At 70.8% G+C, this 21,037-nt stretch carries 15 protein-coding genes; 7 read left to right on the plus strand and 8 right to left on the minus strand.

All coding sequences use genetic code 11. The annotated features are described in order from the left end of the window. Positions 1–219: 219 nt before the first annotated feature. Together BM085_RS23205 and BM085_RS23210 are read left to right on the plus strand one after the other, a co-directional pair. The gene (locus tag BM085_RS23205; RefSeq protein WP_093889040.1) at positions 220–1,509 is read left to right on the plus strand and encodes a GTP cyclohydrolase IIa; all 1,290 of its coding nucleotides are present in this window, start codon (positions 220–222) and stop codon (positions 1,507–1,509) included. A gap of 137 nt (positions 1,510–1,646) precedes the next feature. Then, complete coding sequence (locus BM085_RS23210) at positions 1,647–2,585, plus strand: EamA family transporter (protein WP_093889041.1); 939 nt, start codon at positions 1,647–1,649, stop codon at positions 2,583–2,585. Positions 2,586–2,660: 75 nt separating this feature from the next. On the opposite strand, the gene hisC is transcribed toward BM085_RS23210, so the two are convergent. Continuing rightward, positions 2,661–3,722, minus strand: coding sequence for a histidinol-phosphate transaminase (gene hisC, locus BM085_RS23215; RefSeq protein ID WP_177245227.1), 1,062 nt, complete (start codon positions 3,720–3,722; stop codon positions 2,661–2,663). Positions 3,723–3,844: 122 nt separating this feature from the next. On the opposite strand from hisC, the gene BM085_RS23220 reads away from it, so the two are divergent. Continuing rightward, positions 3,845–4,459 carry a Uma2 family endonuclease gene (locus BM085_RS23220; RefSeq protein ID WP_093889129.1) on the plus strand — a complete coding sequence of 205 codons (615 nt, stop codon included), beginning with the start codon at positions 3,845–3,847 and terminating at the stop codon, positions 4,457–4,459. A 7-nt stretch (positions 4,460–4,466) separates the two neighbouring features. On the opposite strand, the gene BM085_RS23225 is transcribed toward BM085_RS23220, so the two are convergent. The 5 genes from BM085_RS23225 to BM085_RS23245 form a co-directional block, all read right to left on the minus strand. Further along, positions 4,467–5,132 (minus strand): NUDIX hydrolase, encoded by a 666-nt coding sequence (locus BM085_RS23225; RefSeq protein WP_093889042.1) that lies wholly within the window; start codon positions 5,130–5,132, stop codon positions 4,467–4,469. Between the two features lie 19 nt (positions 5,133–5,151). Next, positions 5,152–6,996 (minus strand): DUF4434 domain-containing protein, encoded by a 1,845-nt coding sequence (locus BM085_RS23230; RefSeq protein WP_093889043.1) that lies wholly within the window; start codon positions 6,994–6,996, stop codon positions 5,152–5,154. A 60-nt stretch (positions 6,997–7,056) separates the two neighbouring features. Next, positions 7,057–8,145, minus strand: coding sequence for a glycosyltransferase (locus tag BM085_RS23235; RefSeq protein WP_086574235.1), 1,089 nt, complete (start codon positions 8,143–8,145; stop codon positions 7,057–7,059). Positions 8,146–8,164: 19 nt separating this feature from the next. Beyond that, entirely contained in the window at positions 8,165–9,427 is a 1,263-nt protein-coding gene (locus tag BM085_RS23240; RefSeq protein WP_093889044.1) for a nucleotide sugar dehydrogenase, read from the minus strand. A 198-nt stretch (positions 9,428–9,625) separates the two neighbouring features. Continuing rightward, complete coding sequence (locus BM085_RS23245) at positions 9,626–11,293, minus strand: glycosyltransferase family 4 protein (RefSeq protein WP_245789595.1); 1,668 nt, start codon at positions 11,291–11,293, stop codon at positions 9,626–9,628. A gap of 56 nt (positions 11,294–11,349) precedes the next feature. On the opposite strand from BM085_RS23245, the gene wecB reads away from it, so the two are divergent. The 3 genes from wecB to BM085_RS23260 all read left to right on the plus strand — a co-directional run bounded on the left by wecB (position 11,350) and on the right by BM085_RS23260 (position 16,773). Then, entirely contained in the window at positions 11,350–12,519 is a 1,170-nt protein-coding gene (wecB, locus tag BM085_RS23250; protein WP_093889046.1) for a non-hydrolyzing UDP-N-acetylglucosamine 2-epimerase, read from the plus strand. A gap of 74 nt (positions 12,520–12,593) precedes the next feature. Then, a complete protein-coding gene (locus BM085_RS23255) occupies positions 12,594–14,651 on the plus strand; it encodes a glycosyltransferase family protein (protein ID WP_093889047.1) in 2,058 nt (685 codons plus the stop codon). Positions 14,652–15,087: 436 nt separating this feature from the next. Next, positions 15,088–16,773 (plus strand): DEAD/DEAH box helicase, encoded by a 1,686-nt coding sequence (locus tag BM085_RS23260; RefSeq protein ID WP_093889048.1) that lies wholly within the window; start codon positions 15,088–15,090, stop codon positions 16,771–16,773. A gap of 36 nt (positions 16,774–16,809) precedes the next feature. Here the strand turns inward: BM085_RS23260 and BM085_RS23265 are convergent, their stop codons facing one another. Next, a complete protein-coding gene (locus BM085_RS23265) occupies positions 16,810–18,309 on the minus strand; it encodes an SPFH domain-containing protein (protein ID WP_093889049.1) in 1,500 nt (499 codons plus the stop codon). Positions 18,310–18,357: 48 nt separating this feature from the next. After that, a complete protein-coding gene (locus BM085_RS23270; protein WP_093889050.1) occupies positions 18,358–18,558 on the minus strand; it encodes a hypothetical protein in 201 nt (66 codons plus the stop codon). Between the two features lie 476 nt (positions 18,559–19,034). Between BM085_RS23270 and BM085_RS23275 the strand changes: the two genes are divergently transcribed. Next, complete coding sequence (locus BM085_RS23275) at positions 19,035–21,017, plus strand: NAD(P)-binding protein (protein WP_245789597.1); 1,983 nt, start codon at positions 19,035–19,037, stop codon at positions 21,015–21,017. The last annotated feature ends 20 nt before the right edge of the window (positions 21,018–21,037 follow it).

Here is a 21,037-nt window from a genome sequence, read left to right on the forward strand (position 1 = left end):
GGTTTCAGTCTCTCAAAAATCGCTCTGACCTGTGTAAACAGTTACAGTTAGGGGTTTAGCCGGGAGGTTCCTCCCGGAATTGACGTCAAATCGGGCGTGACATTACGGCCCCCGCAAGCGATCGTTCCAAAAGAGAGCCGAAAACAAACGGACAGCAGGATGGGACGAACATTGGTCGAGCGGGCCGAAGAAACTCCACGAGTGTCACGCCCGGGTGCCATGACACCGGACCTCACTATCGGTGTGGTGGGCCCCCATGACCTCGTCGAGCGAGTGATGCTCATGGGACACGCGGCGGCGCCCCTGCCTTGCCGCCTGGTAGCCGCTGCCTACCGGGACGAGCAGGAGGCCGCCGACAAGGTCACACGTCTGGGGGCGGGGGTGGACGCCTGCCTGTTCGCCAGCCCGGTCCCCTATGACCTGGCCAGGCGTTCGGGGGTGCTGACGATGCCGGCGACCTACGTCCAGCTCGGCGGCGCCGCGTTGATCGCCGCCCTGGCCCGGGCGGCGCTGGACGAACGGATCGACCCGCGCAGGGTCAGCGTCGACGTGCTGAGCCGGGCCGACGTCGAGGAGGCCTACACCGATCTGAGCCTGCCGGTGGCGGACGTGCACAGCCGTGACGAGCCGGGCGCCACCGGCACGATCGCGGCCTTCCACGAACGCCTGGCCCGCCAGGGCAGCACCAGCGGGGCGCTGACGTGCCTGCCCGCCGTCGCCGACCGCCTGCAGACGGCCGGGGTCCCGGTGGTCAGGATCCGGCCGACGTCCGCGGCGGTCCGTACGGCGCTGCACACGGCCGCCCTGCTCGGCGCGCACCACCGGCTGGAGGAGTCACAGCTCACCGTCGTCCTGGTGGAGGTGCCGACGCTCCGCGAACCGGTCCGCCGGGCCGCGCCGCGCTACTGGCGCGACGAGCTCCGGCTGTCCCTGCACCGGCTGCTGGTGCAGGAGGCGAACCGGATCAACGCGTCGGTGACCTCGGTCGACGACCACAGCTACATGGTCACCGCGACCCGCGGCTCGGTGGCCACGGCCACGGAGGGCTTCCGGGTGCTGCCGTTCGCGGCGCGGGTCCGTGACGAGCTGGGCCTGGCGGTCGAGGTGGGCGTCGGCATGGGCCGTACCGCCCACGACGCCGAGTCCCACGCGCGGGCGGCGCTGGCGCGCACGCAGGCGGGCAAGCAGGCGCAGGGCTTCGCGGTGGACCGCGAGGGCCGGGCGCTCATCCCCGCGCCCAGGATGCCTCCGCAGGGCGGCGGGCCGCTGAAGCCGAAGGGCGTGGAGGTGCTGGCCCGGCTGGCGGCCAAGCTGGAGGGGGGAGACACGGTGGTGGACGCGGAGGGCGCGGGCAAGATGCTCGGCGTCACACCGCGTACGGCACGGCGGCTGCTGCGCACGTTGGTCGACGAGGGACTCGCGTGGCCGCTTCCGCCCAACCGCACCCCGCAGCCGGGCCGTCCCCGCCAGCTCTACCGGCTGATCGTGGAGAAGCTCGGCAGCCGCTGAGCCCCTCCCGTCATCCCCGTGATCCGGGGTCCGCTCCGCTCCGCGCGGCGGGCCCCGGATCACGGCGGTCCGGGCCGCGTCTCACGGTCCGGACCTCGCGGGCGTTCTGTCGGACATGAAGGCTATTGTCATGAGCTATGGGTCATGACACTACTGACAGCCGCAGATCGCTGCTCGTCTGGGGAGCGCTGGGGATCGTCTACGTGGTGTGGGGATCGACCTACCTCGCGATCCGGATCGCCATCGAGACCGTCCCTCCGCTGCTCAGCGGAGCCATGCGCTTCAGCGCGGCCGCGCTGGTCCTCGGCGCCGCGCTGCTCCTGCTCCGGGGATGGCGGGCCTTCCGGATGACCTGGAAGGAGCTGGGCGGAGCGGCCCTGGTCGGGTTGCTGCTGCTGAACGCCGGCAACGGCCTCGTCGCGGTGGCCGAGCAGCACATCTCCAGCGGGCTGGCGGCGCTGCTGGTGGCCTCGGTGCCACTCTGGCTGGTGATCTTCAGGATCGTCGCCAGGGACATGCCTCAGGTGCTGACGCTGGCCGGGGTGCTCATCGGGTTCGGCGGGGTGGCGGTGCTGTCGCTGACCGGCGGGGGCAGCGCGGCGGACAGCACCGGGATCACGATCATCCTGCTGGCGTCGATGTCGTGGTCGGCGGGCTCGTTCCTGTCCGCCCGGATCCCGATGCCCGCCAACCCCTTCGTCGCCAGCACGGTCGAGATGGCCGCGGGCGGGATCGGGCTCGCGCTGACCAGCACGGTCATGGGCGAGCACCTCGACCTCGGCGCGGTCTCCGGGCGTTCCTGGGCCGCGCTGGCCTACCTGGTCGTGATGGGCTCCCTGGTCGCCTTCACCGCCTACGTCTGGCTGCTGGGCACCGCCCCGATCTCCCTGGTCTCCACCTACGCCTACGTCAACCCCGTCGTGGCGGTCGCCCTCGGCGCGCTCGTCCTGAGCGAGCCGGTCACGACCTCGATGGTCGCCGCGGGCCTGGTGATCGTCCTCGGCGTGGCCCTGGTGGTCTCCACCGAGCGCCGCAGGAACGCCCCGATCGAGGCGAAGGAACCCGCGTCCGTGTAGGACGCGGGCCCGCCGGGATCCCTCGGTCCGCCCCCCGGAGCGCCGGGAGGCGGGTCTCCGATCCCGGAAGGGCCGTCAGGCGGCCCTGAAGGCCGCCGCGGCGGCGAGGAAGGTGTCGTTGGCCTCGGGGGAGCCGATGGAGATCCTGGCCCCCTCTCCGGCGAAGGGACGGACCGCGACCCCCTCGGCCGCGCAGGCCTCGGCGAACTCCGTCGTGCGCTCGTCCAGCCGGAGCCAGACGAAATTGGCCTCGGTGATGGGCACCGTCCAGCCCTGGGCGATCAGTGCCTCACGGACCCGGGTGCGCTCCTTGACCACGGTTTCCACCCGCTCCAGCAGCTCGTCCTCGGCCGCCAGGGAGGCGACGGCGGCGGCCTGGGCCAGGTGGTTGACCGCGAAGGGCACGATCGTCTTCCGTACGGCGGCCGCCACCGGCTCGTCGGCGATCAGGTAGCCCACCCGGAGCCCGGCCAGGCCGTACGCCTTGGAGAACGTCCGCAGCACGGCCACGTTCGGCCGGTCGCGGTAGACGGTGAGCCCGTCGGTGACGTCGGCGTCCCTGACGTACTCGCGGTAGGCCTCGTCGAGGACGACGAGCACGTCCTCCGGGACCCGGTCGAGGAAGGCCGCCAGCTCGGCCGCGTGGACGACCGTGCCGGTGGGGTTGTTCGGGTTGCAGACGAAGATCATGCGCGTCTGCGGGGTGATCGCCTCGGCCATGGCGTCCAGGTGGTGCGTCTCGCCCAGGAGCGGCACCCGGACCGAGGTCGCCCCCGCCAGATCGGCCAGGAGCGGGTAGGCCTCGAACGACCGCCAGGCGTAGATCACCTCGGCGCCCGGCTCGCTCACGGTCTCGAAGAGCTGCTGGGCCACCGTCACCGAGCCGGGGCCGAGCGCGACGTGCTCGGGCGGCACGCCGTACCGTTCGGCGAGGGCCTCGGTCAGGCCGGTCGCCGCCGGGTCGGGATAGCGGTGGATCTCCGAGGCGGCCTTCGCGATCGCCTCGACCACGGAGGGCAGCGGGCCGTAGGGGGATTCGTTCGAAGACAGCTTGTAGGACCGGCCGTCGGCCGACACCACGGCCTTGCCCGCCTTGTAGGGGGGCATTGTGTCCAGGATCGCGCGGAAACGAGGCATGGCCTTACTTTATGAGGAGCGGGCGGATGGGGCATCATCCTGGAAGACTGGAGGTGAGAGGCATGCCTGACCGGGAGGACGACATGAGCATCGCACCGCTGACCGAGACCGAGCGGCCCGACATGGAGCCCGACACGGAGACGGCCGGGGCGGAGTCTCCCAGGGTGGAGCCCGTCCCCGACTGGATCATCCCGTCATCGGATGGTTTCACCGCAGAGGACCTCGACCGGCTGCGGGGGATTCCCTCTCACACCGAGCTGATCGATGGCACTCTCGTCTTCGTGAGCCCCCAGACCCGCTTCCACTCACTCGTCATGTTTCTCCTGGAGCGAGAGCTCCGCCACACTGCTCCGGCGGAGCTGCGGGTGCGCAGGGAGATGACCGTGACGCTCGGAGAACGCCAGCGTCCCGAACCCGATCTCATCGTGGTCCGCGCCGACGGCGACCTGAGCCTGAAGCAGACGACCTACCGACCCGCCGACGTCGTCCTGGCCGTCGAGGTGGTCTCCGCCGAGTCCGAGATCCGCGACCGGGAGCGCAAGCCCCAGCTCTACGCGGCGGCGGGCATCCCCCACTTCTGGCGGATCGAGAACGCCGAAGGCCGTCCGACGGTCTACGTCTACGAGCTGGACCCGGCGACCAAGGCCTACGTCGCCACGGGTATCCACCACGACCGGCTGAAGCTCACCGTCCCCTTCGACGTCGACATCGACCTGGCGGAGATCGACGACCTCTGAGCCCCGGCTACTCCTTGAGGGAGCGGAGCATCGGCGGGTGCAGCAGCACGGCCGGTCCACGGCGGTAGAGCTTGGCGGGACGGCCGCCGTCGCGGGTGGTGGTGCGGCCGGTGGGCACCAGGAAGCCCTCGGCCTTGGTGACCTTGCGGTGGAAGTTGCGCGGGTCCAGGGTGCGGCCCCAGACGATCTCGTAGACCCGGCGCAGGTCGGCGACGGTGAACTCCGGGGGGCAGAAGGCAGCGCCCAGCGGGGTGTATTCCAGCTTGCCCCGGGCGCGCTCGATCCCGTCGACCATGATGCGCCGGTGGTCGAAGGCCATCTCCAGGAGCGAGGAGACCGGCTGCCAGCTCATGTGCGCCTCGGTGGAGGCCGGCAGGTCGGGGGCGAGGCCGAGGTAGGCGACGCTCAGGACGCGCTGGCGCGGGTCGCGGTCGGGATAGCCGTAGGTCTGGAGCTGCTCCAGATGGACCGGGGCGCCGGGCAGGCCGGCCCGTTCGGCGAGGACCCGGGCCGCGGCGGCGGGCAGATCCTCGTCGAGCTGGATGAAGCCGCCTGAGAGGGCCCAGCGTCCCTCGTAGGGCGAGTTGTCCCGCCGCCAGACGAGCGCGCTCAGCGCCTGGCAGCGCACCGTGAGGACGACCAGATCCACGCTGACGGGAATGCGCGGAACCATGCCAGGCACGTTACACCGGTCAGGCGTTTATACGGACGTGCAGCGGCTCGGCGGCCGCCCGTCCGTCGGCGGCGGCGACCTCGATCCGGACCCAGGCGCCGTCGGGCACCTGGGTCCAGTCGAAGGGGATCCACGCCGTCCGCATCCCGGTGGGCAGGTCGGGCAGCGGCTCCGACAGGTCCACTCCGGCCACCTCGACGACCTTGGGGGTCTCCTGGCCGTCCCAGGTGATCGTCACCTGGGAGCCCATGGGCATGTTGTATCCCCGGATCTCCATGCCGTCCTGGATGTCGCGCTCCTTGCGGACGGCGTCCACCGGGATCGGCCGGTCCGCGTCGCGGGCGATGTCCTCGGCCAGCGACGGCGAGCCGCAGGTGAAGAAGTCGCTCCACATGTAGGAGACGACCTTGGAGACGTACCGGCCGACCTGGGTCACGGCCGTGTCGAGCCGTTTCTTGTCGGTGCGGCCCCGGGTGCCCGTCCTGGCGGCGCAGGGCTCTTCGGCGGACGGCTCGAAGGCCTCCACGTTGGCCCACAGCTGCACGTTGTAGCCCTGCGCGACCATCCTGTCCCGCGCCGCGGACATCTCCCGGTAGTAGTCGCGGGTCGAGCCGTGGTAGGCGGTGCCGTTGGTCGTCTCGCCGACGACCGGGCGGAGCCGTTCGTCGACCTGCTCGTCGCGCTGGTCCGGCCAGAACAGTCCGACCTTGCCCGTGCCCCGGCTGTCCTGCGGCGCGATGATGCCGACCCCGGTCCTGACCATGGCCTCGAAGCCCTTGGCCACCTGCTTGGGACTGGCGCTGAACTTCAGCCGCTTGCGCGCGTCGATGTAGGGGCTGACCAGGATGGGCTTGCCCGGCATCTCCTGCTCCACGATCTGGTGCTGGGAGGCGTAGACCTTGAGCGTCGAGTGGTCGCCGTCCGGGTCCCCGCCCGTGTAGCTCATCTCCCGCATCTGCAGCTCGAACGGCTGGTAGAAGCCGCCGAGCGACTCCCGGCCCTGGAAGCGGGCGCCGTAGTCCTGCAGGATGCGCCGGGTGAGCGTGGTGAGCGTGTCGGTGCCGTCCTTGTAGGCCCGGGTGAGCTGCGCCGGGTCGCGGGGGGCCAGCGGCAGCGCGGGGAAGACCCGCACCCCGAACTGGTCGCCGAGGTCGAGCAGCTCGGTGAGGCTGTCCTGCTTGTCCTGCTCCGCGCCGGCGATCAGGATCACGTGGTAGCCGCGCCCCTTGTTCGTGATGTTCGCGCAGCTCGGGTCGTCGCTTCCGTCGTCCGGCGCGACGATCCGGTAGAAGACGGACTCGCCTACAGTGATCTTCCGCTCGAACTCGGGGCAGCGGAACAGGTCGGGCCCGAACGCCTCGTCGGTCCGGTAGACGAACGTCCAGCTCACCCGGTTTCCCGGGTTGGCCGCCCGGAGGTCCCTTTCGGCCGCCGCCACGCACGGCAGCCCGTCCTCGACGCACGGCTCGTAGCGGGGGTCGATCTCCTCGCCCTTGTTGTCCATGATCCGGTCGTCCTCGTCGACGCGGCGGGCCTGCAGGCCCCAGCCGATCCGGATCACCGTGTCGCCGCCCACCTCGTGGATCGCGCGGAACTGCCGCCGCCAGGTGCAGTGGTCGGCGGTGGGGATGAGCCAGTAGCCGGTCACCGCGTAGGGCGAGGCCACCTTGGTGTCGAACGTTCCACACGGGTCGGTGAAGGCGCTGGCCTCGGGGGTCAGCGCGGCGGAGGAGGTGGCGGAGGGCGACGACGTGGCCGGTGTCCTGTCGCTCACCGGAGCGTCCGTGTCCTTGGGCAGGACGAGCACGATCGCCGCCACCACCGCAAGGATCGCCACGCCGAGAAAAGCGGTGAGCCAGCGCATGATCAGGACACTACCGTTCTTGTGATCAGGCGGACATAAACAACATCGCCATACAAGAAATCAGCTCTTGACCCCGGCCCACGCCTCAAGCTGGGACACGAAACGGCGGGCCGAGTTCGGCCAGTGATGGTTCGCACGGGCCGCCGCATACCCTCGGGCGCCCTGGGCATGCCGCTCCCTGACGTCGTCCCGCAGGGAGAGCACGGCCTGCGCCACGGCCTTGGGATCCTCCCACGGCACGACCATGCCGCTGTTGTAGCGCTCGACCAGCTCCACCGCGCGCGGCGACGGAGTGGTGATCACCGGGATCCCGTGGGCCATGTACTCCACGATCTTCGTGGGCATGGAGTGGCGGTAGTTGGGCTCGTCGTGCAGCAGCGACAGTCCGGCCAGCGCCCCGTCGAGCCGCTTGAGCGCCTCGTCGTTCGGCATGAAGTCGCGCCACTCCAGCACGCCCTCGGCCACCGCCTCGTTCAGCGTCGGGCGCGACTGCGGGTCGGCGTAGCCGATCAGCTCGACCGCCACCCGGTACGGCCGGAGCAGCCGGGCGACCTCGATGGCGTCGCGCACCCCGCGCGCCTCCGACAGCCAGCCGAGGTAGACGATCCGGTCGTCTCCCGGCGGGGTCACGTCGTCGGGCACCCAGGTCTCGTTCGGGACCACCAGGTGGGCCCGGTGGAACCGGCCGGCGTAGGCGGTCTCGGCGAGGAGCAGATGCAGGTGGCGCTCCGCGGTGCCTTCGAGCATGCGGGCCAGGAACCGCACCGGCGGCCGCAGGAACGCGGGCAGCCAGGGCTTCAGCGACAGGGTCGCCGGAGTGTCCTCGTGCACGTCCCAGACCACCGGGGGCCGCTTGCGCACGCCGACGACCGCGAGCAGCAGCTCGGGGTCGTGGATGACCACCAGATCAACCTGGTCGCGCATGCGCTTGAACACCTTGCGGGCGGCGCGCACGGCCGAAAGCCGCTTGCGCTCAGCCGCCCGGGGGAGGTCGACGCCGTTCACCCACGACCGGGCCATGACGCCCCGCGCGGTGTACGGCGCGGCATACGTGACCTCATGACCGGCATCCACGAGCGCGCGGATCTGCCGGTGCAGGATCCGGGCGTCCTCGGGGTGATGCACCACCGTCATGACGAGCACGTGCACTGCGCGCAGCCCTTCGTCGCTAGAGCCGCTCGACGCGTTCACCCTCGGCGAGGACGCCTCGGGTGTCGAGCACGAGCCTGCCGTGGTCCTCGACGATCGACAGGTCGAAGGCGGCGTGCTGCTGCAGCAGCAGCGTCACATCCGCTTCGGCGACCGCCCTGGCGAGGTCTTCCTCACGTGGTACGGAGGTGCCGTCCACGTGCCATGTCCTGACGTACGGGTCGGCGAAGACCAGCTCCGCGCCCAGCTCCAGCAGCGCCCGCGCGACCGGCAGCGCCGGAGTCTCGCGCTCGTCGGCGATGTCGGGTTTGTAGGTGACGCCGAGCAGCAGCACCTTGGAGCCGTTGACGGCCTTCTTGTGCCGGTTGAGCAACCGCTGGACGCGGGCCACCACGTAGGACGGCATCCGCTCGTTGATCTCCTGCGCCAGCTCCACGAACCGGAACGGGTAGCCGAGCTTGCGCACCGTGTAGGACAGGTAGGAGGGGTCGACCGGGATGCAGTGCCCGCCGACGCCGGGGCCGGGCAGGAACTTCTGGAAGCCGAACGGCTTGGTGGCCGCGGCCTCGATGGCCTCCCAGAGGTCGACCCCGAGCTCGTCGCAGAAGATCGCCATCTCGTTGACGAGGGCGATGTTGACGTGCCGGTAGGTGTTCTCCAGCAGCTTGGCCATCTCGGCCTCGCGGGTGCCGCTGACCGGCACGACCTGCTCGACGAACTGGGAGTAGAACCCGACCGCCCGGTCCTTGCAGGCGGCCGTGTAGCCGCCGACGACCTTGGGGGTGTTGCGCATGCCGTACTTGGGGTTGCCCGGGTCGATGCGCTCGGGCGAGAAGGCGAGGTGGAAGTCGGTGCCCGCGACGAGGCCGGAGGCCTCGAGGATGGGGCGGGCGACCTCGTCGGTGGTGCCCGGCCAGGTCGTGGACTCCAGGACGACCAGGGTGCCGGAGGACAGGTTCCGGGCGACGGTGTGGGTGGCGCCCTCCACCGCGGACAGGTCGGGGCGGTGGTCCTCGTCCAGCGGGGTCGGCACGCAGATGACGATGGTGCGGCTGTCGGCCAGCACGGACTCGTCCAGGGTGGCGCTGAAGCCGCCGGCCAGCATGTGCTCGAGGTCGGCGTCGGTCAGGTCGTCGATGTAGGACTGTCCCGCGTTGAGGGCGTCCACCTTGCGGGGGTCGACCTCGAAGCCGACGACCCGCAGGCCTGCCGCCGCGGCCTCCTTGGCCAGTGGCATGCCGACGTACCCGAGACCGATCACGGCCAGGTCATAGGCGCTCACGCGGCCCCCTTCCTCGGCCGCGTTCGCGATGGCACCGAGCCCAACGGCCGGTTGGCTGCGCTCGCTCACGGGGTGACCCTGGAAAGACGGAAACAACACTTCATGGTGGCAAAGGCTATCTCAACTCCGCGCAAGCCACGCCTAATGCGATTGAACGCATCACAAACGACTGGGTCACCCACCACCTGCACGGGGCCGTCAACCAGCAAGCGATCGGTAAATGTCACGGTACGTTTCCGCGACGCGGCTCCACGTGCGCTTCGCGGCCACCTCCGCGCGTCCGGCCTCGCCCATCGCCGCCCGCCGCGCCGGGTCGTCGCGCAGTGCGGCGAGCGCCTCCGCCAGGGCTTCCGGGTCGCCCGCGGGGACCAGGAGCCCGGCGCCGTCGGAGCCGACGAGCTCCGAAAGGGCGGGCAGATCGCTCAGCACGACCGGCTTGCCGAGGGCCATCGCCTCGACGGGTTTCAACGGCGTGACGAGCCGGCAGACCCGCAGGTCCTCGCGGGGGCAGACGAAGATGTCGATGGCCGACTGGGCCTGCAGCGCCTCGTCCGGGCCGACCCGGCCGGGCAGGATCGCGACGTCCCCGAGCCCCAGCTCCTCGACCTGCTCCAGCAGTGCCGGGCGCTCGGCGCCGTCGCCGACGAGGAGCAGCCTGATCGGGGCGCCCCGGTCCCGCAGAAGGGCAGCCGCGCTGATCATGGTCGCGAAGCCCTCGTAGGCCACGATGCTCGACACCGAGCCCATGACGATCTCACCGGGCTCGATGCCGTAGGCGGAGCGGAACGCCGCCCCGTCGTACTCCGCGGTCAGCAGCGAGTCGTCCACCGCGTTGGGCGCCAGGAAGATCCGCTCCCTCGGCACGCCCCGCTCGACGATCTCGGTGGCCATGGTCTCCGCGAGGGTGACCACGGCGTCGGCGGAGCGCATGATGAACGCCTCGCGGTCGCGCTGGAGCACGTGCCGCTGGCTGCCGACGCGCTTGGGGTCGCGGGAGGCCCAGGTCTCCTCCAGGAAGCCCCGGACCTCGTAGACCATCGGCGTGCCGGTCCGCTCGCGCACCGCCAGCGCCACCGAGCCGTTGCGGTGGTCGGTCGCGGCGTGCAGCACCTGCGGCCGGAGCGTCCTGACCAGCTCGGTCACCTCGCCGGCGCCCCGGATCATGCGGCCGTGGCTCTCGAACGGCACGTCGCCGCTCGGCAGCAGCCGGTGGTAGGGGATCTCGTCGATCTCCTCGTACGGCGTGGCGTCGACGTGGCCCTGCATCATCGGCCAGCCCCAGCTGGTCACGACGTGCGGATCCAGCCCGGCGGCCTTCTGCGCGGTGACGATCCGGTGCGTGCGCACGGTGTATCCGGCCTGCGTGTACGGCAGGGCGTTGGTGACGCAGTGCAGCACCCGGCCCTCCACCCGCTCGCCCACGATCACCTTGGACTTGGGCGGGATCGGGTTGGGCTGGATGGAGGCCAGCTCGCCGGTGTAGTAGGTGGCCCGGCGGTTGATGAAGGGGTATTTGGTGTAGGGCTGGAGCACCGCCGCGGCCTCGGTCATCCGCCCGGCGTCGAAGTGCGCCTTCGCCTCGTCCCACGGTCCCCTGACCAGGCGCATGCCGAGCTTGCGGACGACGATCCTGGCACGGCGCGCGGCGGGCCAGGCGACCCTGCCCACGACGGGGCGCAGCCGTGGCGGGAGGGTCTCCGCGGCTGCCTGCGCCACACGCACGGGGTCGGACTTGACCTTGGTCGCCACGACTCGGGAGACGATCACAGGGTGCTGGACGAACCCCTTGAGAAGCCCGCGCAGTCCGGCACGGGCCGACTTCGCGGAAACCTTGGGGGAGTCTGGCCTGCTGGCATCGGATACCACGCCGTGACCGTACCATAGGCAACGTTTGCCACACTCCCGCATGAAAGGCGAGGTCAATGAGGGACAACGCCCCCCCGGGGACGACCCCGGACCCCGACAATCCCCTCGTCCTGCACGTGCTCGGCGCGCGGCCCAACTTCGTGAAGGCCGCTCCGGTCGTGCGCGGTCTCGCCGCCCTCGGGGTGCGGCAGGGCATCGTTCACACCGGTCAGCACTACGACGCGCTGATGTCGGACGTGTTCTTCGCCGATCTCGGACTCCCGGAGCCGATCGCCAATCTGGGCGTCGGCTCGGGCTCGCACGCGCGCCAGACGGCGGCGCTGCTGACCGGCCTGGAGGACGTCGTCCTGGCGCACGGGCCCGCGCTGGTCGTCGTCTACGGCGACGTCAACTCGACGCTGGCCGCGATCCTCGTCTGCGCCAAGCTCCACATCCCGACCGCGCACGTCGAGGCGGGCCTGCGCTCCTTCGACCGGGAGATGCCCGAGGAGGTCAACCGGGTCGTCACCGACGCCCTGTCCGACATCCTCTTCGCCACCTCGCCGGACGCGCTCTCGCACCTGGCCGATGAGGGCGTGGACCCGGCGCGCGTCCACCTCGTCGGCAACCCGATGATCGACAGCCTGTTCTCGGCGCTGGACCACCTCGACCCGGCCCCGGTCCGCTCCCGGCTCGGGCTCCCGGAGCGCTACGGCGTGGCGACCCTGCACCGGCCGGGCAACGTGGACGACCCCGCCTCCGCCAAGGAGCTGGTCGACGCCGTCCTCGCGGTGAGCGAGCGCCTCCCCATCGCGGTGCCGCTGCACCCGCGCGGCCGGGCCCGCCTGGCCGAGGCCGGTCTCGTGAACGGCGAGAACCTCCTCATCATCGATCCGCTGGGCTACGTGGACTTCCTCTCCCTGGTGCGGGGCGCCTGCCTGGTCGTCACCGACTCCGGCGGCGTGCAGGAGGAGACGACCATGCTCGGCGTCCCCTGCCTGACCGTCCGGCCCAACACCGAGCGGCCGATCACCGTCACCCACGGCACCAACCGCCTGGTCACCCCGGCGCTGCTGCCGGCCGCCGCCGACCGGGCCCTGGCCGACGGCGCGGCGACCCCCTCGGGTGAGCTGCCCCCGCTCTGGGACGGCAAGGCCGGGCCCCGGATCGCCCGGGTGATCGAGGCCTGGCTGGCGGGCCGCAACCTCTCCCCGGCGGCGCAAGCCGTACCGCCCAAATCCCTGTAAAACGGCTATTTCGTCACGGCCGAAGCCGTACGCTGGCACGACCCCGGATTAAGGCGATACCCATGAGTTCCCCCATGAGTGAGCAGACCCCCGAAGAGCCGAAGTACCAGCGTCTCGGGCCGATCAACTGGCTGCCCGAGGAGCGCAAGGTCGTCGAGCGCTTCGAGGAGCGCGTCCGGGACCTGGAGCGGCGGCTGGCCATCGCCGAGGCCCGCGCGGACTACGCGCAGTGGAAGCTGGAGTCCACCAAGGTCCAGCGGCCCTACCGGGTGGCGGAGGCCATCACGGGCGCCAAGGGGTCGGGGGTCGTGCGGCTGCCGGGCAAGCTGCGCATGGCACTGCGGCCCCGCAAGGGGCCCGAGGCGCCCCGGCCGGTGGCCGAGGTGATCGAGGAGCTGGACCACCAGGGGCCCGTCGTGGACGTGCCGCAGGTCAAGTGGCCGGCCGGGCCGATCAACCGGCCGGACATGAAGGTCGCGGTCATCCTGGACGACTTCTCCCGGATGGCGTTCAAGTACGAGTGGGACCAGATCGAGTTCGGGCTCCGCGACTGGCCGGAGATCTTCGCCGAGCGGCGGCCCGAGCTGCTGTTCGTGGAGTCGGCCTGGCACGGCAACCAGGGCCGCTGGCGCTACCAGATGACCGGCTCCAACGCCCCCAAGCCGGAGCTGCGCGCCCTGATCGACTGGTGCCGCGAAGAGGGGATCCCGACGGTCTTCTGGAACAAGGAGGACCCGCCGAACTTCGACTTCTTCATCGACACGGCCAAGCTGTTCGACTACGTCTTCACCTGCGACGGCGACATGGTGCCCCGCTACCGGGAGGTGCTGGGCCACGACCGGGTCGACGTCCTGCAGTTCGCCGCCCAGCCACGGGTGCACAACCCGATCCAGGAGCGGCGCGGCCGGCTGCACGACGTGGTCTTCGCGGGCATGTACTTCCGGGACAAGCACCCCGAGCGCCGCGAGCAGATGGAGACCGTCCTCGCCCCGATCCGCGAGCTCGGCCTGCACATCTTCGCCCGCAACGGCACAGTCGACGAGAAGTACGCCTGGCCCGAGGAGTACGTCCCGCACATCGTGGGCGAGCTCCCCTACGACCGGATGCTGGCCGCGTACAAGATGTACAAGGTCTTCCTCAACGTGAACTCGGTGCTCGACTCGCCGACCATGTGCGCCCGCCGGGTCTTCGAGCTGTCGGCCTGCTCGACCACGGTCGTCTCCGGCTGGTCCCGGGCCGTCCAGGAGACCTTCGGCCCGCTGATCCCGATCGCCCACGACGAGCTGGAGTCCTACAACCAGGTCCTGCACCTGATCAACAGCCCCGAGCTCCGCGCCCGCCAGGGCCACCTGGCCATGCGCGAGGTCTTCGACAAGCATCTGTTCACGCACCGCGTCGACCAGATCCTCGGGTTCCTCGGCAGGCCGGTCGAGCAGCGGTCGAGGTCCGTCTCGGTGGTGCTTCCCACCAACCGCGCCTCGCAGATCGAGCACGCCATCTCCTCGGTGGCCAAGCAGATCCACCGGCCGCTCCAGCTCGTGATGGTCCTGCACGGCCTGGACATCGACCCGGTCGTGGTCGCCGACAAGGCCCGGATGGCCGGGATCTCCGACGTCGTGGTGCTGCCCGCCGACCCGTCGCTGTCCCTGGGCGCCTGCATGAACCTGGGCATCGCCGCCGCCGAGGGCGACCTGATCGCCAAGATGGACGACGACAACCTCTACGGCGAGCACTACCTGTCCGACCTGGTCCGCGCCTTCGACTACTCCGACGCCGAACTCGTCGGCAAGGGCGCCCACTACGCCTACTTCGAGGGCCGCAACACCACGATGCTCCGCATGCCCGGCCTGGAGCACCGCTACAGCTGGCTGGTCCAGGGCGGCACCTTCCTCGGCAAGGCCGACATGTTCCGTCACTACGGCTTCGAGGACGTCACCCGCGGCGAGGACACCCGCCTGGTCCGGAGGCTGAAGGAGGACCGCGTCAAGATCTACTCCGCCGACCGGTTCAACTTCGTCTACTGGCGCAGCGGCGACCCCTCGATGCACACCTGGCAGCCCGACGACCACAAGCTCACCCGGGGCGCCCAGTTCTCCTTCGTCGGTCATCCCGACGCCCACGTGATGATCTGAGCCGGGCGCCTCGCCTTCCCCGGGGGGGGCTGCCCGCGGCCGGTGTGACCACGACCGATCCGTCCGAATATGATCATTGCTGTCGTGTCGTCGCCGGTCGCGCGGCCGGCAGGCGTCGGTGTTCTCAGGCGGCCCGCCGGCGGGGGACTGTTCGTTTACCCCTTAGCGGGGCATGTCATGGAATAAGCACCTTGGCCTGCCCCGTCGCCGCCCGGTCGACGTCGCCCGGCTCCCCGCCGGTAGGGTCGGTCGGTCACCCCATCCGCACCCGTGCGGGAGGCCGTTCGCCATGGCCGCCGCGCTGAAGAGGTGCACCATACTGGGCCGGCGGAGCCGGCGGCCCGGGTCCGCCGCACGGATGGGACACGCGGCAGGGACGGAACGTGTGGTCAGCGTGAGTCCCGTACACGTCCGTCCCGGAACGAGGAGCCCGACCATGACGCTGAACACGACCGACGACACGAGCAGCTTCGCCGACCTGACGCTGCGGCCCGAGCTCCTGCACGCGCTCTCCGGTCTCGGCTACGAGGAGCCCACGCCGATCCAGCGCGAGGCGATCCCCCCTCTGCTCGAAGGGCGCGACCTCCTCGGACAGGCCGCGACGGGGACGGGCAAGACGGCCGCGTTCGCGCTGCCGGTGCTCCAGCGGATGACCAAGGACAGCGGGGGCGGGGAGCCGATGGCACTCGTGCTCGTGCCCACGCGCGAGCTGGCCGTCCAGGTCTCGGAGGCGTTTCACCGCTACGGCCGCGAGCTGGGCGCGCGCGTCCTGCCGATCTACGGCGGGCAGCCGATCGGCCGGCAGTTGCGGGCGCTGCAGCAGGGCGTCGACATCGTGGTCGCGACGCCCGGTCGCGCGCTCGACCACATCGGCCGCGGGACGCTCCGTCTGGACGACCTCGAAATGGTCGTCCTGGACGAGGCGGACGAGATGCTCGACATGGGATTCGCCGAGGACATCGAGGCGATCCTGCAGGAGACCCCCGACAACCGCCAGACGGTGCTCTTCTCCGCGACGATGCCGCCGCGCATCAACGGGATAGCCCGCCGCCACCTGAACGACCCGGTCCGGATCGAGATGGGCCGCGAGACGACGGCCCCGGGCGAGGCCCCGCTGGTACGGCAGACCGCGTACGTCGTCCCGCGGGCGCACAAGCCCGCGGCGCTCGGGCGGGTGCTGGACGTGGAGGCCCCCGCCGCCGCGATCGTCTTCTGCCGCACGCGCGACGAGGTCGACCAGCTCACCGAGACCCTGAACGGACGCGGTTACCGCGCCGAGGCGCTGCACGGCGGCATGGGCCAGGAGCAGCGCGACCGCGTGATGGGACGGCTGCGCAACGGGACGGCGGATCTGCTCGTCGCGACCGACGTGGCCGCGCGGGGGCTCGACATCGAACAGCTCACCCACGTGGTCAACTACGACGTCCCCTCCGCGCCGGAGTCCTACGTGCACCGGATCGGCCGGGTCGGCCGGGCGGGCCGCGAGGGCGTGGCCATCACCCTGGCGGAGCCGCGGGAGCACCGGCTGCTCAAGGCCATCGAGCGGGTGACCAAACACCGGATCCCGGTCGAGAAGGTGCCGACAATCGCCGACCTGCGCGCCCGGCGGCTGGAGCTGACACGCGCCGCGCTCCACGAAAGCCTCCTGGAGGACGACCTGGAGCGCTTCCGCGTCGTGGTCGAGACGCTCACCGACGAGTTCGACATCATGGAGGTGGCGCTCGCCGCGGTGAAGCTGGCGCACGAGGCCAGCGGGGCGGCGGACGACGAGCACGAGATCCCCGAGGTCGCGCTGCGGACCGAGCGGGAGGACCGCGGCCGCCGCGAGCCCGCCGGCCGCCAGGAGCGGCGTGGACGCCCGGCGGCGGGCGGGAGCGGGATGACGCGCCTGTTCGTCGGCGCCGGCCGCAGCTCCGGGATCCGGCCGCAGGACCTGGTCGGCGCGATAGCCGGCGAGTCGCGCCTCACCGGGCGCGACATCGGGGCGATCGAGATCGCCGACCGCTTCTCGCTCGTGGAGGTCCCGGACGCCGCGGCCGACGAGGTGATCGCGGTCCTGCGGGGGAGCACCATCAAGGGCAAGAAGGCCACGGTCCGCCGGGAACGCTACAACGCGCGGTAGCCGCGCCGCACCGCCCCGGCAGCCCGTGCTCCGGGCTCAGGGCGCCGGGTCGACGGCCTTGCCGTTGGTCTCGGGGCCGGTGCCGTTGGAGGTGACGCCGTTGGGGGTGGCGCCGTTCAGGAGGGAGCGGGCGAGGCCGAGGCCGGTGCCGCCGAGGGTGAGCGCCTTGGCGAGCATCTCCTCGATGCCCTGGGCGCCGTTGAGGACGACCATGTGGTCGACGTTGCCGAAGGCCTTCGCCCCGGATTCGACGATCTGGGGCCAGTTCTCGGCGAGTTGCTGGGCGATGACCGCCTCCTGGTTCTCGGCCAGGGCCTGCGCGCGGGCCCGGATCGCCTCCGCCTCCGCCAGGCCCTTCGCCCTGGCGGCCTCCGCCTCGGCCAGGCCCTGGGCCTGCGCGGCCTCGGCGGCGGCCAGACCGCGCGCCTTGGCCGCCTCCGCCTCGCCGAGACCGGTGGCCTTGGTGGCCTCCGCCGCGGCGAGACCGCGCAGCCGTACGGACTCCGCCTCGGCCGCGGCGGCCTGCTTGACCTGGGAGGCCTGAGCGGCGGCGCGGAGCTCGGTCTCGCGGGCCTCGGCCTCGGCCTGGGCGATGCGGGCGTCGCGCTCGGCCTGGGAGAGCGTCACGGTCTCGTACGCCCTCGCGTCGGCGGGCTTGCGGACCTGGGCCTGGAGCCGCTGCTCGGCCAGTGCCGCCTCCAGCTCGGCGGCTCGGGTCTCCTGGACCACGACCTCCTGGCGTGCCGAGGCCTCCGACAGCGGACCGGCCTGGCGGGACCGGGCCTGCGCCTCGTCGATCTCGGCCTGGTAGGCGGCCTGCTTGATCTGGGCGTCGCGCCAGGCGGAGGCCTTGTTGGCCGCGGCGATCTGCTCGGCCTCGGTGGCCTCCTGGTCGCGCTGCGCCTCGGCGATGCGGGCCGAGGCGGCGATCCTGGCGGCGTGCGGCTTGCCGAGGTTGGTGATGTAGCCGGTCTCGTCCTCGATCTCCTGGATCTGCAGGGAGTCGACGATCAGGCCGAGCTTGATCATCTCATCGGCGGCCGAGGCGCGGGTCTCACCGGTCAGCCGTTCGCGGTTGAGGATGAGGTCCTCGACGGTCAGGTTGCCGATGATCGAGCGCAGGTGACCGGTGAACAGCTCGTGGATGGCGCCGTTCATCGAGTCCTGCTGGTCGAGGAAGCGGCGGGCGGCGTTGGCGATGGAGTGCAGGTCGTCGCCGACCTTGTAGATGACCACGCCCTTCACGACCACCGGGATGCCCTGCTGGGTGACGCAGGAGACCTGGAGGTTGGCCGCGCGGCTGTCCAGGCGCAGGCGGCGGGCGGTCTGGAAGCCGGGGAGCACGGAGGTGCCCTTACCTGTGATGATCTTGAATCCGAGACTGTCGGCGAGCTCGCTCTTACCCCGGGCGCCGAGTCCGGAGATGATCAGCGCCTCGTTGGGTTCGGCGACCCGCCAGACGGCCTTGAACAGCATGATGAGGACGAGAAGGGCGACAAGGACGGCGCCCCCGATGAGGAAGTACTCCGTAGGCATCGCAGTCTCCGCGGTGGAGGGAGAGAAAAAGGGAGGGAGAGGGAGGGGTCAGACGAGCGCGCGGGCGACGTAGACCGTGCGCGGCGGGAAGTAGTCGACCACGACGACGATCGAGCCGGCGGGGATCTCCTCGTCGGGGAGCGTGGCGTGCGCGTAGAACGCCTCGACACCCCCTCGGACCTCCACCATCACCTCCCCGACCAGGCCGGGGCCGATCTTGCCGGTCACCCTGCCCTGTTTACCGACCACGCGAGGCTCCTCGTCACGTCATTAACCAAAACCCCAAATACGGACGCTACCGCGACATGTCCCGCTTCACCACCCGCTATGGCGCTGGATAGGCGTTACCGGATCGTCAGTGCAAATCCATATGCTTCATCTTCTTACCGACAACGAGCGCTATCGACATAACGTTCCTGTGCCGGACGGCAATCCATCCGGCCCTCCGCCCCGCCCCCCGGTACCGTGTCCGTGCGGACGGGCGGGCGCGTCGGGACGGATGTGGGCGCGTTCCGGAGCGACGAGGACCGGCATTCTCCGCCAAGCCATTAATATGATTACGAACGCCACCTGTTCTCCCCTCCCGTACGGCGCGTTCCCGGCTCGCGCACCATGACGCCCATTCGGTGAATATCGTGAATGGCGTTCCAATACGGCGGGCAAAAAGTTGCCGGAAACCGCGCGTGACGACCACCGCCTTTCCTCCTGATCGTGATGATCGCCCCATGACCGATCCCCAGGAGATCACTCCACGCAAGGCCCGCGAACTGGGCATGGACCGGCCCATCTCCCGCCGTGACTTCTTCGACGGCGTGGCCACGGTGGCGGGGGTCGCGGCGCTGGGCTCGCTGACGGGGTGCGCCGGCCCCGGCGCGGGCCGGCCGAACACCATCGGCACGAAGCGCCTGAAGGTCCCCTCTGAGATCGACTACCCGCCGGTCCTCACCGGGATGCAGGGCAACACCTCCCACGCGCTGAGCGTGCCCCACGCCCTCCGCGACAACCGGTTCTGGGACCAGGCGGGCGCGCCCGAACCCACCGGCGAGCGCTACGACCTGGTCGTGGTCGGCGCGGGGATCAGCGGCGTCACCGCGGCCCACCGCTGGCTGGAGCGCGCCCCGGACGCGCGGATCCTGATCCTGGACAACCACGACGAGGTCGGCGGGCATGCCCGGCGCAACGAGTTCCACCCGGCCGGCCGCAAGGGGCCGCTGATCGGGTACGGCGGATCGCAGTCCATTGAGGCGCCCTCGGTGTGGACTCCCGAGGGAAAGGACCTGCTCGACAAGATCGGGGTGCGGGTCCGCAGGTTCGAGGAGTACTTCGACCAGGCGCTCTACACCGGCCTGAAGATGTACGACAGCGTCTTCTGCGACCGGGAGACCTTCCCTCAGGAGAAGCTCGTCGTCTTCACCCCGGGCAGGAAGGCCCCGCAGTGGATCGCCGAACTGCCCGTCGCCGAGCAGGCCAGGAAGGACCTGCTCATGCTCTACGGGCATCCGCCGGACTGGTTCCCCGGCCTGTCGGACGACCGGAAGAAGGAACGCCTGGCCGGGCTGACCTACGCGGAGTTCCTCAGGGACGTCTGCAAGGTCCATCCCGACGTGCTGCGATACGTCCAGACCATGCCGAACGACGAGTGGGGCTACGGCTCCGACGCCTTCGGCGCGATCGACGCCTGGGGCAGCGCCGGCGAGTACGACTACCCCGGATTCCAGGGGCTGGGGCTCGACCGCTCCAAGCCGTCCAAGTACAACTCGCCGAGCATGATCAAGGGGTGGGGCGCGGACGACCCCTACGTCTACCACTTCCCCGAGGGCAACCAGGCGATCGTCCGGATGATGATCGGCCGGATGATCCCGGGCTTCGCCACGGCCACCGAGATGGAGGAGATCAGCACCGCGACGTTCGACTACGGCAGGCTCGACCTGCCGCGCAACCAGATCCGGGTCCGCCTGTCCTGCCCGGTGGTCTCGGCCGCCAACGACGGCGACCCCGCCACGGCCACCACCGCCACGGTGGGCTACTTCGACGGGGAGAGGGTCAGGACCGTCCGGGCGGCCAACGTGATCATGGCCTGCTGGAACATGGTGATCCCCTACCTGGTCGACGAGCTCCCGGCCGACCAGAAGGACGCGCTGAGCAAGGCGGTCAAGGTGCCCCTGCTGTACTCGATGGTCCAGCTCCGCGGCTGGGAGGCCTGGAGGCGGGCGGGCATCAGCCGTACCCGCTTCACCGGCGCCTACTGGTGCGTGGCCGAGCTCGACCACCCGGTGAGCATCGGGGAGTACGTGCGCCCGAGGACCCCGGACCAGCCGATCAACGTGCACATGATCTCCACCCCCGCGGTGCCGGGCATGTCGCCCGCCAGCGGTTCGGTCGCCGGGCGGCACGAGCTGATCAAGACGCCCTACGACTACCTGGAGTACAGCATCCGCGACCAGCTCACCAGGCTGCTCGGCCCGAGCGGATTCGACCCGGCCCGCGACATCCAGGCGATCACGGTCAACCGGTGGGGTCACGGCTACGCGCCCGAGTACGCCACCCCGTGGAACCTCGACTTCTACCCCCAGGGGCCGTTCCCCGCGGCCGTGGCCCGCCGTCGGGCCGGCCGGATCGCGATCGCCAACTCCGACTCGGTGCCGGCCGCCTACGCCGACGCGGCGATCACCGCCGCCTACCGCGCGGTCGGAGAGCTCCAGGTGTGAGCTCGGGTGGGGGAGCTCCA

This window comes from Streptosporangium canum, assembly GCF_900113865.1.
Lineage (GTDB): Bacteria > Actinomycetota > Actinomycetes > Streptosporangiales > Streptosporangiaceae > Streptosporangium > Streptosporangium canum.

What these genes read in the sequence shown, in the direction of transcription:
- BM085_RS23205 (WP_093889040.1), top strand. Translation starts at nt 220, where the DNA reads ATGACACCGGACCTCACTATCGGTGTGGTGGGCCCCCATGACCTCGTC.
- BM085_RS23210 (WP_093889041.1), top strand. Translation starts at nt 1,647, where the DNA reads ATGGGTCATGACACTACTGACAGCCGCAGATCGCTGCTCGTCTGGGGA.
- hisC (WP_177245227.1), bottom strand. Translation starts at nt 3,722, where the DNA reads ATGCCTCGTTTCCGCGCGATCCTGGACACAATGCCCCCCTACAAGGCG.
- BM085_RS23220 (WP_093889129.1), top strand. Translation starts at nt 3,845, where the DNA reads ATGGAGCCCGACACGGAGACGGCCGGGGCGGAGTCTCCCAGGGTGGAG.
- BM085_RS23225 (WP_093889042.1), bottom strand. Translation starts at nt 5,132, where the DNA reads ATGGTTCCGCGCATTCCCGTCAGCGTGGATCTGGTCGTCCTCACGGTG.
- BM085_RS23230 (WP_093889043.1), bottom strand. Translation starts at nt 6,996, where the DNA reads ATGCGCTGGCTCACCGCTTTTCTCGGCGTGGCGATCCTTGCGGTGGTG.
- wecB (WP_093889046.1), top strand. Translation starts at nt 11,350, where the DNA reads ATGAGGGACAACGCCCCCCCGGGGACGACCCCGGACCCCGACAATCCC.
- BM085_RS23255 (WP_093889047.1), top strand. Translation starts at nt 12,594, where the DNA reads ATGAGTGAGCAGACCCCCGAAGAGCCGAAGTACCAGCGTCTCGGGCCG.
- BM085_RS23260 (WP_093889048.1), top strand. Translation starts at nt 15,088, where the DNA reads ATGACGCTGAACACGACCGACGACACGAGCAGCTTCGCCGACCTGACG.
- BM085_RS23265 (WP_093889049.1), bottom strand. Translation starts at nt 18,309, where the DNA reads ATGCCTACGGAGTACTTCCTCATCGGGGGCGCCGTCCTTGTCGCCCTT.
- BM085_RS23275 (WP_245789597.1), top strand. Translation starts at nt 19,035, where the DNA reads ATGACCGATCCCCAGGAGATCACTCCACGCAAGGCCCGCGAACTGGGC.